The sequence below is a fragment of the Campylobacter lari subsp. concheus genome (genome assembly GCF_008245025.1).
GTDB lineage: Bacteria > Campylobacterota > Campylobacteria > Campylobacterales > Campylobacteraceae > Campylobacter_D > Campylobacter_D concheus.
Genome location: NZ_CP043426.1, coordinates 951,454 through 965,016, shown reverse-complemented (window position 1 = coordinate 965,016; position 13,563 = coordinate 951,454). Strand labels below are relative to the sequence as shown.

General features: G+C 28.2%; 10 protein-coding genes. 9 read left to right on the top strand and 1 reads right to left on the bottom strand.

Annotated features, from left to right (window positions below; genetic code table 11):
- Positions 1-3: 3 nt before the first annotated feature.
- From leuS to hpf, 9 genes are all read left to right on the top strand, one after another.
- Positions 4-2,433: a leucine--tRNA ligase gene (gene leuS, locus CLCT_RS05020; protein WP_149062453.1), complete on the top strand. Its 2,430-nt coding sequence runs from the start codon at positions 4-6 to the stop codon at positions 2,431-2,433.
- Positions 2,430-2,927 carry an LPS assembly lipoprotein LptE gene (lptE, locus tag CLCT_RS05015; protein ID WP_039668573.1) on the top strand — a complete coding sequence of 166 codons (498 nt, stop codon included), beginning with the start codon at positions 2,430-2,432 and terminating at the stop codon, positions 2,925-2,927. The genes leuS and lptE overlap by 4 nt, the downstream gene beginning before the upstream one ends.
- Before the next feature lies 1 nt (position 2,928).
- Positions 2,929-4,296 (top strand): hypothetical protein, encoded by a 1,368-nt coding sequence (locus CLCT_RS05010; RefSeq protein ID WP_149062452.1) that lies wholly within the window; start codon positions 2,929-2,931, stop codon positions 4,294-4,296.
- Between the two features lies 1 nt (position 4,297).
- On the top strand, positions 4,298-5,467 hold the full coding sequence (locus tag CLCT_RS05005; protein ID WP_149062451.1) for a Mur ligase family protein: 1,170 nt from the start codon (positions 4,298-4,300) through the stop codon (positions 5,465-5,467).
- Entirely contained in the window at positions 5,454-6,365 is a 912-nt protein-coding gene (locus CLCT_RS05000) for a M23 family metallopeptidase (RefSeq protein ID WP_235362463.1), read from the top strand. The genes CLCT_RS05005 and CLCT_RS05000 overlap by 14 nt, the downstream gene beginning before the upstream one ends.
- The gene (locus CLCT_RS04995) at positions 6,293-6,697 is read left to right on the top strand and encodes a bactofilin family protein (protein ID WP_070256690.1); all 405 of its coding nucleotides are present in this window, start codon (positions 6,293-6,295) and stop codon (positions 6,695-6,697) included. Before CLCT_RS05000 ends, CLCT_RS04995 begins: the two co-directional genes overlap by 73 nt.
- Positions 6,687-9,626 (top strand): transcription-repair coupling factor, encoded by a 2,940-nt coding sequence (mfd, locus tag CLCT_RS04990; RefSeq protein ID WP_149062450.1) that lies wholly within the window; start codon positions 6,687-6,689, stop codon positions 9,624-9,626. The genes CLCT_RS04995 and mfd overlap by 11 nt, the downstream gene beginning before the upstream one ends.
- Positions 9,623-10,303: a 3-methyladenine DNA glycosylase gene (locus CLCT_RS04985; RefSeq protein WP_149062449.1), complete on the top strand. Its 681-nt coding sequence runs from the start codon at positions 9,623-9,625 to the stop codon at positions 10,301-10,303. The genes mfd and CLCT_RS04985 overlap by 4 nt, the downstream gene beginning before the upstream one ends.
- Positions 10,304-10,381: 78 nt before the next feature.
- Positions 10,382-10,900, top strand: coding sequence for a ribosome hibernation-promoting factor, HPF/YfiA family (gene hpf, locus CLCT_RS04980; protein ID WP_039668566.1), 519 nt, complete (start codon positions 10,382-10,384; stop codon positions 10,898-10,900).
- A gap of 29 nt (positions 10,901-10,929) precedes the next feature.
- On the opposite strand, the gene CLCT_RS04975 is transcribed toward hpf, so the two are convergent.
- Positions 10,930-13,473 carry an AsmA family protein gene (locus tag CLCT_RS04975; protein WP_149062448.1) on the bottom strand — a complete coding sequence of 848 codons (2,544 nt, stop codon included), beginning with the start codon at positions 13,471-13,473 and terminating at the stop codon, positions 10,930-10,932.
- Positions 13,474-13,563 lie beyond the last annotated feature (90 nt).

The window sequence follows — 13,563 nt, the reverse complement described above, 5'->3', positions numbered from 1 at the left end:
AAAATGGCATATGAAGCAGGCAAAATAGAAAAAAAATGGCAAAAAATTTGGCAAGAAAAACAATATTTTGAACCAAAAGATGATTTTTCTTTACCAAAAAAATACATTTTATCTATGTTTCCATATCCAAGTGGTAGAATTCATATGGGACATGTGAGAAACTATAGCATAGGCGATGCTATGGCTAGGTATTATAGAAAAAAAGGTTTTAACGTCTTACATCCTATAGGTTTTGATAGTTTTGGTATGCCTGCTGAAAATGCTGCGATTAAACATGGTATCCATCCTAAAAAATGGACTTATGAAAATATTGATTATATGCAAAATGAGCTTGCTTCTTTGGGTTTTTCTTTTTCTAAAAAAAGAATACTTGCTACTTCTGATCCTTTATATACTAAATTTGAGCAAGAATTTTTCATCAAAATGTATAAAAAAGGACTTGTTTATACTAAAGAAGCCGAAGTGAATTGGTGTGAGAATGATAAAACAGTTTTAGCAAATGAGCAAGTTGAAGATGGCAAATGTTGGCGTTGTGGACATGAAGTCATTAGAAAAAAAATGCCAGGATATTATGTAAAAATTACCGCTTATGCGGATGAATTATTGCAAGATCTTAAAAAATTAGAAGGAAAATGGCCAAGTCAAGTTCTAACTATGCAAGAAAATTGGATAGGTAAAAGCACAGGGCTTAGCTTTGATTTTGATATAGAAGAAAATGATAAAATCAGTGCAAAAAAGATCAATGTTTTTACCACAAGAGCTGAGACTATTTATGGAGTATCTTACATTGCTTTAGCACCTAACCATGAAATAGTAAATGAATTAATTGATAAAAAGTTACTAAAACAAGATGTTATAACTAAAATTCAAAATATCCAAAATCAAACACCACGCCAAAGACAAGCTGCGCCAAAAGAAGGATATTTTTTAAATCTTTATGTAATCCATCCACTAAGTAAAGAAAAAATTCCTTTATGGGTGGCTAATTTTGTTTTAAGTGATTATGGTAGTGGGGCTGTTATGAGTGTGCCTGCTCACGATGAAAGAGATTATGAGTTTGCAAAAACTTATAATTTGGCTATAAAAAAAGTAATTTATAAAGATGAAAATGATGCGCAATGCTACACTTTAAAAGAAGGCATTTTAACTAATAGTGACGAATTTGATCAACTAGAATGCAATGATGCTAGAGAAAAAATTAGTTTAAAAATTGAATCTTTGGGTATTGGTAAAAAGGTTACCAATTTTAAAATTCGTGATTGGGGTGTTTCTAGACAAAGATATTGGGGTGCTCCTATACCAATGATTAAGTGTGATTCTTGTGGCATAGTTCCTCAAAAAATTGAAAATTTACCTATTACCTTGCCTGAAGATGTGGTGATAAATGGAGAAGGAAATCCACTTGATAAGCATGAAACATGGAAAGAGTGTGTTTGTCCAAAATGTGGTAAAAAAGCACAAAAGGAAAGCGATACTTTAGATACTTTCTTTGAAAGTTCTTGGTATTTTGCGCGTTTTGCAAGTGATGATAAAACATGGCAAGAAAAAGCAATAGATGAAAAAAGTGTTAATTATTGGATGAATGTTGATGAATATATTGGCGGTATTGAACATGCGATATTACATTTACTCTATGCTAGATTTTTCCAAAAAGCACTTAGAGATTTAGGTTATTTAAAAGATGATGAGCCTTTTAATAGACTTTTAACCCAAGGAATGGTTACTAAAGATGGTGCTAAGATGAGTAAATCTAAAGGAAATGTGGTTGATCCTGATTATATTATAGAAAAATATGGAGCAGATAGCGCAAGATTATTTATATTGTTTGCTGCACCACCTGCTAAAGAACTTGAATGGAACGATAGTGCATTAGAAGGTGCATTTAAATTTATCAATAGGCTTTATGAAAAGGCTATGAGTTTAGAATGTGGAAAATTACAAGAAATAGATCATCAAAGTTTAAATAAAGAAGAAAAATATGCTAGATTAAAAGTATATGAAGCTTTGAAAAAATCTTTCGAAGTTTATGAAGAAAGTTTTGCCTTTAATACCTTAATAGCTGCATGTATGGAGGCTTTAAATGCCTTAAATACTATAAATCATAAAGAAGTTTCAAAAGAAGCTTTTTATATTATTTTAAATATCTTAGAGCCTATCATCCCTCATGTTTGTTTTGAACTTAGTGAGCATTTATTTAAATGTGAAAATTTCAAAGTATTAAAAATAAAAGATGAAGTTTTTGTAAAAGATAGTTTTAATATAGCTATTAGTGTTAATGGTAAAAAAAGAGCACAGATTGAAATAAATTCAGAAGCTAAAGAAGATGAGATTTTAGCTTTAGCTAAAGAAAATGTCGCAAAATGGCTAGAAGGAAAAACTATAGTAAAAGAAATTTATATTGATAAGAAATTAGTAAATTTGGTGATTAAATGAAAAAATATCTAGTGTTGTTTTTTGCCTTTTTCATCATAGCTTGTGGATATATTCCCTCTTCACAGATGGCAAGTAGGGTTTTGGGTGAAAATGTATTTTTAAAAATCAATATTAGCAAACAAGATCCTGAAAACAGTGTTTACATAACAGACATTCTAAGAGAAGCCATGCTTAATAAGCTTGGTAGAAAAATCACAGATGAGTATAATGCGGATAGTTCTATTATAGTCACAATGAAAAAGTTAGAATTTCATCCTATGGTTTATGACAAAAATGGTTATGTGATTAATTATAAAGCAGAGCTTTATTTGGAGTTTGTGTTGCGTTATAAAAATGGCAAGGAAGAAATTGTAAATACCAAAGGAAGTTATAATTTTGATATTAATCCAAACTCTATTATCAGTGATCAAGCAAGATTTGAAGCGATTAAAAATGCATCAAGTGAAGCTTTTGATGAATTTGTTTCTATTATAGCTATTAGGGGTTATAAATAAAATGGCAAGTCATATCAATGAAATTGCAAAAGAAACATTGATAAAACTAAAAGAGCGTAAATTATATCCAACTCCTGAAAATTATAGCGAGGTGTTTGAAGAGTGTGCTAAAAAAGCAGGAGTGATGAGTTCAAATAAAGCTAGAATAGAAAAATATACCAATCTTTTAGATGATTCTTACAAGCAAGAATTGAAAGGAAAAAGCATTCGAACTATTGATGAGTTTTTGATGTTTTTAGTCTCTAGGCTCAATAGACAGGTAAGTAGAAAATATGAAGATGTTTATGCTTTACTTGGCTTAATCATTCAGCAACTTAGTATTAGTAAAGATAAAAAAATCAAAGAGCTTGCTCAAATTACTCAACACAGATTATCCCAAGCTATGGATTTAGAAACCATATATCTTTTAAGAGCCAAATGGAAAGAACTTGAAAAATCTTATGAAGATGGAGAACTTTTAAAAAAATTAGAAGAATTTAATATCCGAGCTTTTTTAGATTTTCATGTTTTAATAGAAAAACTTATCACTATGCTAAAAGAACGTTCCTATGAAAAACAAGCTGAACTTTTACTAGCTTCTTTGGAACCTTTATTTGGCGAAAGTAAAGAAGTGGAGCAATTTAAGCAAAAATTAAAAGAAAATCCTAGATTGATTGCTAGAAAAGAATTTGCACATGAATATTGTTTGATGCTACAAAAAAAAGAAGCAATAGATAAATACTATATACAAAAAAATCTTTCTTTTTTCAATCAACATTTAGAAAGCCTAAATGAAATGGTTTCAAAGCTTTATGATAATAGCCAAGAAGATGTGAAATTTATCAATGCTTTAACTAAAGATGAAAATGGTAATGTGCGGATTAATTTTGATACATTAAAAGATAAGCTTTTGTATGCAAACGAGCAAATAGCTCAAATTAAAACTCAAATTCAAGCTACAAGCGATGATGAGCAAAGAGAACAATGGAGTCTTGCTCAAGAGCTTAAAAAGCTTGATGAAAATTATAAGCTTTATGCGGTTAATTATGCCTTATCTTTCTTTAAAATCAATAATATAGAACATGTTATTAATGCTTATGGTATTGATAGTTTTAAAACTATTAGCGGGAAGTTTAAAAAAATCCTCAAAGACTTATGTCAAAATTTGGCCGAAATTTGGATTTTAGATGAAAGTTCTTATTTAATTGTTTTTCCGGGTAAAAGCTTAGAAGATGCTCAAATCTTTACAGAAAAAGCTTTGAAGCTTATAGATGATTACAAATTTATTTACAAGGAAGAAGTAGTTAAGCTTGTTTTATCATCTTCTTGCATAGAAAAAAAAGAATTTCCAGATGGTGATATTTTAAAAGAATTAATGCAAAAAGCTTAGTATGAAATTCCAACAAACACTTTCACAAAAAACTATGCATGTACAAAAAATCAGTAGATTTTTTATGTTTAGTATGTATGAAAAATATAAAAAATCTATTCCAAAAACTAAAAATATTCAAATTATTGGCACTAATGGCAAAGGAAGTACAGGCAGATTTTTAGCGCTTTTACTTTTAGAGCAAGGATATAAAGTAGGACATTATACTAGTCCTCATATTTTTGATTTTAATGAAAGATTTTGGTTAAATGGAAAAATTACAAGCAATGAGCTTTTAGAAAAAGCACATGAAGAATTAGAAAGTGTTTTTTTGGATGATGTGAAAAAACTTAGCTATTTTGAGTATGCTACATTTTTAGCATTTTTTGTTTTTAAAGATTGTGATTATATGATTTTAGAAGCTGGAGTAGGTGGAGAGTACGATGCTACAAGTGTTTTTGAGATAGACTTTAGCATTTTTACTAAAATAGGTTTTGATCATCAAGATTTATTAGGTAAAAACTTAGATGAAATAGCAAGAACAAAATTAAAAGCCATGAGTACTAAAGCTTTAATTAATCATAAGCAAGAGGTAAAAGTATTAAATTTGGCTCAAAAAATAGCAAATTTAAAACAAGCTAGTCTAAATATTAGCTCGTTAGATAAAAATACAACTATTTATCCTTGTGTACAAGAATATATTCAAAAATATAATTTAGCGAGTTTTTTAAAAGATAATCTTTTTTTAGCCTTAGAAGCTTTTTCTAAAATTTGTGCCAAAAATGAAAAAGAATTAATTCAACGCATTAGTAATTTGCCAAAACTTGATTTAAAAGGAAGATGTGAACAAATAAGTCAAAATATTTTTGTTGATGTAGGCCATAATGAAATGGCAGCTTTAACTTTAGCTGAAATTTTCAAGGAAAAAAAAGTTCATTTAGTTTATAATTGCTTTTTAGATAAAGATTCTTATAAAATTTTAAGGGCTTTAAAGCCTATAATAAAAATAGTTGAAATTTATGAGTATGAAAGTAAAGACAGACCTTTAGCAGGCTCTGTTTTGCTAGAAAATTTAGAAAAATTAGATATTGCTCATCAAAAATTTGAACAAATAAAAAAAGATGAGTTGTATTTAGTTTTTGGTTCTTTTGTATTGGTAGAAAAATTTTTAAGAGGCTATAATGAAAGATAAATTTACGCTAACTATCACAGATGTAAATGGTTCTAGACATTTTTTATTAAGTCAGATCATAAAAAAAGTAATTATTTATTTTACTACTTTTGTTTTTGTTGTTATAGTTTTGGGTGCTTTATATATTAATTATTTAGCAGATAAGCGTTCAGAGCTTTTAAAAGAGCAAGAAACATTGTCAGCAAAAAATACTAAATTATTTTCTCAAAATGAAAGTATGCAAAAAAGTTTAGAGGAAAAAACAGCCTTGTATGGTGAACTCCAAACTCAACTTGCAGATATTGAAGAAAATTTAGGTTTAAAGCAAGATGAGGGTTTAGATATACCAGAAAGATTGGAAAAAGTTAAGCTTACTAATGATCAAGCCTATTTATTTTTAACACAAATTCCAAATGGCCATGTGATTGAAGATAATGGAGTCACAGGTAATTTCGGATGGCGTCATCATCCTATATTAAATAAAAAAGAGTTTCATCCAGGCATTGATTTAAGAGCAGCTTTAAATACTCCTATTTATGCACCGGCAAATGGAGTGGTTGAGTATGCTGCATACAGCAATAATGGTTATGGCTATTCAGTGATTTTAATCCATAATTTTGGCTTTAAAACAGTATATGCACACATGATGCGCAAAGATGTTGTTAAAGCAGGGCAATTTGTAAAAAAAGGTGATTTGCTTGGATATACAGGAAATACCGGTCTTTCTACGGGGCCACATTTGCATTATGAGGTTAGATTTATTAATAAACTTTTAGACCCTAAAATTTTTATAGATTTAAACCGAAAAAATTATGAACAAATATTTGATAAAGAAAGGAGAGTTCCATGGCAATCTTTAATAAAGGCTCTATTGCTACAGTATCCGAAACTACAGTCATTTCAAACGGAGCAAAAATAGAAGGAAAATTTTATTTTGACTCTATGCTTCACTTAGATGGAGAAATTACAGGTGTGATTGATTCTTCTAATGTGATAGTAATAGGCAAAAGTGGTGTTTTAAAAGGACAAGTTAAGGCAAACAAGATAGTGATTAATGGGGTTTTTGAAGGAGAAATGCAAGTTGATTCTTTAGAGATTTTATCCGGTGGTGTGCTTAATGGTAATATCATAGTTAAACAATTGAGCATTGAAAATGGTGGAAAATTTAACGGAAGCAGTAAAATAATTGAAAAAGATGAAGAGCTTACAACTATTGATGTGAGCATAGAAAATTCAGAAAATGCAAGCTAAATTATATGAATATTTATTAAATAACAAAACTGAGTTAATAGTTTGTGAGAATGATAAAGAAGCAGATGAATTAGCTCAAGTTTGTTTATTTTTAAATTTAAAAACTTTCGTTTTACCTGATTTTAGAGCAGAATTTGGTAGCGATTTGCGCTCTTTTTCTAAAGAGCTTTTTGAAATTTGTAAAGTTTTAAATGCTTATCATAAAGAAGATGAAAATAAAATTTTAATTTCTCCTATAAAAACAATTTTGCAAAAACTCCCCGGAAAAAAGCATCTAAAAAATATTATTCTTAAAAGAAATTCACTTCTTGTTTTAGAGAAATTTAAAGAAGAAATTTTACATAGTGGATATGAATTTGTAGATATAGTTCAAGATAAGGGTGAGGTTTCAATACGCGGGGATGTTATAGATATTTTTGCGATTAGTGAAGAGCAACCTTTTAGAATTTTGCTTTTTTCAGATGAGATAGAAAGTATAAGATATTTTGATATTTATACGCAAAAATCAATCCCAAATGAACTTTCAAAAATTGAAATTTGTCCATTTTTGAGTGCTTTCAATCAAGAGCAATATGAAAATCTACAAGAAAAAATTCAAAATTTTCAAAGTCAAAGTATTATCAATGATGTTAATTCTTTAGGCTTTTGGTGTATTGATGATTTTTGTGATTATTTAAATTTAAATTTTGTAAGCATAAAAAAATTTGATATAAATGATTTTGAAGAAGATATTAGTAAAATCAATCAAAATATTTTACATGAACCAAGATTTTATAAAGATTTAGTAAGTTCTTATAATCATGATTTTTTCACCTTTCACAAAGATAAAAAAATTACTGTTTTAGCAAAGAATGAAGCTTTGTTTAAAGCTTTAAATTTACAAGAATTTTCAAATATTAAATTAAAAATATCTCAAGAAAGAATCAACCTAATCACTCAAGATGAGCTTATTATCTCTTTAAATAAAAAAGAAAAAAATAAAAGAGTTAGAAAAGCAAGTTTGGTAATAGATGAGCTTAGAGTCGGGGATTTTGTTGTACATGAAGATTATGGTATAGCTAAATTTTTAGGTCTTGAGATTATTATAATTGCAGGAGCAAAAAAAGAATTTGTAGCTCTTGGGTATTTAAATAATGACAAGCTTTTATTGCCTGTTGAAAATTTATATATGATTGATAAATATATCGGTGCAAGTGGTGGTGTACCTTTGCTTGATAAGCTTGGAAAAGGAAGTTTTCTAAAAATCAAAGAAAGATTAAAAGAAAAATTATTTGCTATTGCATCAAATATAGTTTCTTTAGCAGCAGCTAGAGCTTTGATAAAAGCAAAAGAATTAAAAATTTCTCAAGAATTACAAGATGAATTTATCAATAAGGCGGGATTTTTTTACACTAAAGATCAAAGTCAAGTTTGTCAAGAAATCACTCAAGATTTAAAAAGTTCTCAAGTAATGGATAGGCTTTTAAGTGGTGATGTGGGCTTTGGTAAAACAGAAGTTGCTATGAATGCTATATTTACTTGTGTAAAAAGTGGCTATACAGCTTTGTTTTTTGTACCAACTACTTTACTTTCAGCCCAGCATTTTAAAACCTTAAAACGAAGATTTGACTCTTTTAATATAGATGTTTTTAAGCTAGATCGTTTTACTAGTGCCAAAGAAAAAAAACAAGTTTTGGCATTTTTAAAAGAAAATAAGCCTTGCGTAGTGGTTGGAACGCATTCTCTTTTAGGGGTTGAGTGTGAAAATTTAGGTTTAGTTGTGATAGATGAGGAGCATAAATTTGGTGTAAAACAAAAAGAAAAACTCAAAGAATTAAGTAAAAACTCCCATATTTTATCTATGTCAGCAACGCCTATACCAAGAAGCTTAAATCAAGCCCTCAGTTCTTTAAAATCATATAGTGTTTTACAAACTCCACCTGAGGATCGTTTGGATGTGCGTACCTTTGTTAGAGAAAGTAATGATGCTTTGATTAAAGAAGCTATTTCTAGAGAATTAAGAAGAGCAGGACAAATTTTTTATATACATAATCATATAGCAAGTATTGATGGGTGTAAAAAATATCTTTTAGATTTATTTCCGAATTTAAAAATTTTAATCTTGCATTCTAAGATTGATGCTAAAACTACTGAAGAAGAGATGATTAAATTTGAAAATAAAGAATATGATTTATTGCTTTGCACTTCTATAGTTGAAAGTGGTATTGATTTGGCAAATGCAAACACTATTATAGTAGAAAATTCAGATCGCTTTGGTATGGCTGATTTGCATCAACTTAGAGGAAGAGTAGGGCGTAGCGCTAAGCAAGGATATTGTTATTTTTTGATTGAAGATAAGGAAAAAATCACTAAAGATTCTTTAAAAAGACTTACGAGTTTAGAGAGTAATTCTTATTTAGGCTCAGGAAGCGTGCTTGCTTATCATGATTTAGAAATTCGCGGGGGTGGAAATTTATTAGGCGTGGACCAAAGTGGGCATATAGAGCAAATTGGTTATAGTTTATATCTTAAAATGTTAGAAGATGAAATTAATAAGCTAAGTAAAAAAGAAGAAATTAAAGAGAAAAAAATAGATTTAAAGCTTAATATTAATGCCTTTTTAAATAGTGAGTATATTAGCGAAGATCGTTTGAGATTAGAACTTTATAGAAGACTTAGTAAATGTATGAGTGTTAATGAAGTCTATGAGATAGAAAGTGAGATGAATGACCGTTTTGGCAAGCCTGATATCTTCACAAAGCAGTTTTTGGATTTAATCATCATAAAAATTTTAGCTAGCAAGCATTATAAACTAGTGAGTAATTATGAGCAAAATATTTGTTTTGTCAAAGATGATGAGAGCAAGGAAGTCATTAAGGCAAAAAGTAAAGACGATGATGATGTAATTGAGGCTATTTTGATGCATTTAAGAAAGTGTGAAAAAGCATGAGTGGATATGAAATTTTTAAAGCTTTAGTTAATGCAAATACTGACTATAAAGATTTTGAGTGGTTAGAAAATAATACTTTAAGCGAGTTTGAAATTTTAATTTCTGTGATTTTAACTCAAAATACAAACTGGAAAAATGTATTAAAAGCTTTGACAAATTTAAAACAAGCAAATATTACTAAGATAGAAGATTTATCAAAGTTAAATACTCAAGATTTGGCGCTTTTAATAAAGCCGAGTGGATTTTATAATACCAAGGCAAAATATATTAAAAACTTCACTCAAAAATATTTCCAAGATTTTAATTCTTTTGAACTTTTTAAAGAAGAAGTAGATAGAGAATGGCTTTTAGATGTTAAAGGTTTGGGTCAAGAAAGTGCAGATGGAATTTTAAATTATATATGCAAAAAAGAAGTTTTAGTAGTTGATGTTTATAGTGCAAAAATAGCTAATTATTTAGGCTATGAGTGTCAAAGTTATGATGAATTGGCAGATTTTTTTAAAAAAGACATAGCTAAAAATCAACAAGAATTGTGTGTTTTACTAAAAAAAGAATGTAAATTATATGAGCTTTATCAAATTTTTCATGCTTTAATTGTTTCTTTTTGTAAAATGTATTTTCAAGGAAAAAAACTTTCAGCAAACGGTGTGCTTATTTTAGATCCTTTAAAATTTTAAATTTATTTTTTATTTAAAAAGTTAATTTTTTACGATTAAAGTGCTATAATGTATTTAACTTCATAAAAAGGAGAAGTAATGAATACAAGTATAGTTGGAAAGCAATTTGAGCTAACTGAGTCTATAAAAGAGTATGTGGAAAAAAGTTTTGATGCTTTAAGTAAATATGGCTTAGATGTGATTTCTGCGCGTTGTGTTATAAGTGCTGATGAAAGGCATGGAAAGAAAGGATTTTGGGCTGAATTTAGCATTAACCTAGCTGGTATTAACACAGTGGTTGTAAAGCAAAAGGATAAAGACTTATATGCTGCTATAGATTTAGCTATTGATAGAATTTCTAAGGTTTTAAGAAGATTGCATGATAAAAATATCACGCATAAGCATCAAGATGAAATAAAAGGAAATTTAGTACTACCAAGTGTGATTGAAGAAGATGAGATAGTTCCAACAGAGCTTGAATTATATAAACCTTTGGAAATTGAAGAAGCATTGGAAAAATTAAAAGCAAGTAAAGATATATTTTTAGTTTTTAATGATATAGATGCAAAAATGAGGGTACTATATAAGAAAAAAGATGGTAAATTTGGTTTGTTTTAAAAAATCTAGCCTCAAAAAGGCTAGATGTATTAGAAGAGTTTGTTAAAGATTTTATCTATTGCCTGATCTACTTTTTTACCTGTATTTTTAGCGCCATCACTAGTATTTCCACCTATTGTATTAACAATAGAATTTACAACACTTTTTGTATCAAGACTTACTTTGGGATCTTGTGTTGTTCCTTTTATAATGCCTTTGAAATTTGCTCTATCGACGACGATATTAAAAGGAATGTTTAATTTAGTATTTTTTGTATCAACCTTACCTTTACTGATGTTTATATTACTTCTATCGGCCACCAGGTTTAAATTTAAATCTATGAGATTTTTATTGATATTTATTTTAGCTTCGCCATTGCGATATACATCTTGAGTGATATCTTTTTGTAAAAGCAACATTAAAGCGCTTGTGATGAGGTTTTTCTTAAGTTGCCCATCAGCTAAGTTCATTAGTACCACACCGCTTTCTTTTAAAAGATTATAATCGATACTTAAGTTTGATTTTGCTTGGTAATAATCAGGTAAATCTAAACTTTGAGCTAAATTTGAAAGATCAGTATTTTGCATTTTAGCGTTAAAAATATTATTTTTTAAAGTTGCGTTTAATGAGCCGTTAAATATATTTTTACTATTAGCGCTTGCATCTATTAAAGCATTTTTAAAATCAAATTTTCCTTCAAAATCAGCCTTGCCTTTTAAGCTTCTATCGACTAAAAATCCTAGCTTAGAAAAATCCTGCAATGAAATATTATAAGTGCTTGCTAGAGCCATTTGATTAAGATCAAATTTTCCTTTTAGTGAATTAATATTCGCAAATGAACTTAGAGCTTTAGCGTTAAAATCAATGATTGATTTAGAAATTTTTCCATCAAGATTGATTTTTGCTGAAGTATTCTTTGGAAATTTTTTATCTAAAAGCTTAGATAATTCTACTTCATTAAAAGAAGAATTAATAATGGCTTTAAAATCACCATTAATATTGTTAAAATCAAGCGACTTTAAGTCAATATCTGCATTTATATCGCCAAATGCTAAAACTTTTTGTCCTATTAAAGGGAAAAGTTGTTCTAATTTTATATTATCAACCTTTGCTTGTAAACTTTTCCCATTGGATTTTGCATTGATAAGTCCTTCCATGATTTTAATATTCGCATCAAGATTTTGAATTTGATTTGCCTTAAGATCAACTTTAGCATCTAAATTTAAAGGCCCATTGAGATCTTGTTTGGTTAAAGGTTTTAATTTGTTAAGATTATCTACAAAAGCACTAATTTGTGCTTTTAAATCTTTGTTTGTAAGATTATAAGAGCCTTTTAGCTGAGGTATTTTTGCTATGTTTGAATCAAGCAAAGCTTCATAATCAATCAAAGAATTTTTCGCATTTGCTTTAGCTTGTAGATTAAAATTTGTTTTTGGAAAATCAAGATTGCTTAGTTTTTTAAATTCTATAACATTTATATTTGCATTGTTTAACCTAGTGTTTAGATTGAAATTTTTAAAATCAAGTCCTTGTGCTTTTAAATCTAAAATTAATTTAGAATTAATAAAAGCAGGCATAGAGATAGTTTTTAAAAGCTCTGCTACTTCTATATTAGTTGTATTGATATTAAGATTATTATTTTCTAAAATAGTTTTTAAGTTACCACCAAATCCAAGTAAGTTAGCATCTAATTTTTGCAATTGATTGTTTGCAAAAAGTAAATTACCTTGAATTTGACTTTTACCTTGGAGTTTCATTTTGACTAGAGATGAAAATTGATCAAAATCATCTATTTTGATATCAAAATCACTAGTTAAGCTTTGTTTTGCTATATCATAAATACTTTTTTGTGTATAAAGTCTGAAGAAGTTACTTAAAATTTCACTTTTAGAAATAACTTCATTGTTTTGGATTAAAGATCTTATTTCGCCTTTTATATAGCTTTGTTTTGGTAAGCTTAGATTAAAATCTTTTTCAATAAGAGTATTGTTGATAGAACTTGTGTAAAAATTAATCAAAGCATTACCATTTGGTTTTAAATCTTTAGCTTGTATATCGCTTATAATACTAATTTTTCCTTGAGCATATCTTGGTAGATTAGTAAAATCTAAAATTTGAGCTAAATCTATATTTTTTCCAACGAATTCAAGATTTATAGGAGAAAAATCAACGATTTTTGCATCTAAGTTAAGATTAGAATCAAATAAAAATCCATTACCTTTTACTGAAAAATCGCTACTTTTACCTACAACATTACCCTTAAATGTAAAATCTTTATCGCTTTTTAAACCAAGTTTTTGAATATAATTTTGTTTAAGTCCTAAAAGATAGTTTAAATTAAATCCTAGTCTTAAAGGTGATATACCACCTTCTATGTTAGCAAAAAATTTATCATCAATGTTTGCTTTAATGTTAAGTTGTGAAAAACTAATTTTAAAATTTTCAAATTTAACATTCATACCGCTTTTTTGAGCAATAATCGTTTCGATTCTTGGCTTTAAAAAAGCATTACCTATGCTTGTAAATAATAATATATATATAGCTAATAATGCCACACACACTACACCTAAAAGAATGTAAAGAATTTTTTTCATGAGAAACCTTTATAATGATATATCATATAGATTTAGTGTAATAGACTAAATCTATATGATATATTTTACTTAATTTATTGACAATTAACT

Bases quoted from the DNA above. Each gene is read 5' to 3' on its own strand.
- leuS (WP_149062453.1), top strand. From the start codon at position 4: ATGGCATATGAAGCAGGCAAAATAGAAAAAAAATGGCAAAAAATTTGG.
- lptE (WP_039668573.1), top strand. From the start codon at position 2,430: ATGAAAAAATATCTAGTGTTGTTTTTTGCCTTTTTCATCATAGCTTGT.
- CLCT_RS05010 (WP_149062452.1), top strand. From the start codon at position 2,929: ATGGCAAGTCATATCAATGAAATTGCAAAAGAAACATTGATAAAACTA.
- CLCT_RS05005 (WP_149062451.1), top strand. From the start codon at position 4,298: ATGAAATTCCAACAAACACTTTCACAAAAAACTATGCATGTACAAAAA.
- CLCT_RS04995 (WP_070256690.1), top strand. From the start codon at position 6,293: ATGGCAATCTTTAATAAAGGCTCTATTGCTACAGTATCCGAAACTACA.
- mfd (WP_149062450.1), top strand. From the start codon at position 6,687: ATGCAAGCTAAATTATATGAATATTTATTAAATAACAAAACTGAGTTA.
- CLCT_RS04985 (WP_149062449.1), top strand. From the start codon at position 9,623: ATGAGTGGATATGAAATTTTTAAAGCTTTAGTTAATGCAAATACTGAC.
- hpf (WP_039668566.1), top strand. From the start codon at position 10,382: ATGAATACAAGTATAGTTGGAAAGCAATTTGAGCTAACTGAGTCTATA.
- CLCT_RS04975 (WP_149062448.1), bottom strand. From the start codon at position 13,473: ATGAAAAAAATTCTTTACATTCTTTTAGGTGTAGTGTGTGTGGCATTA.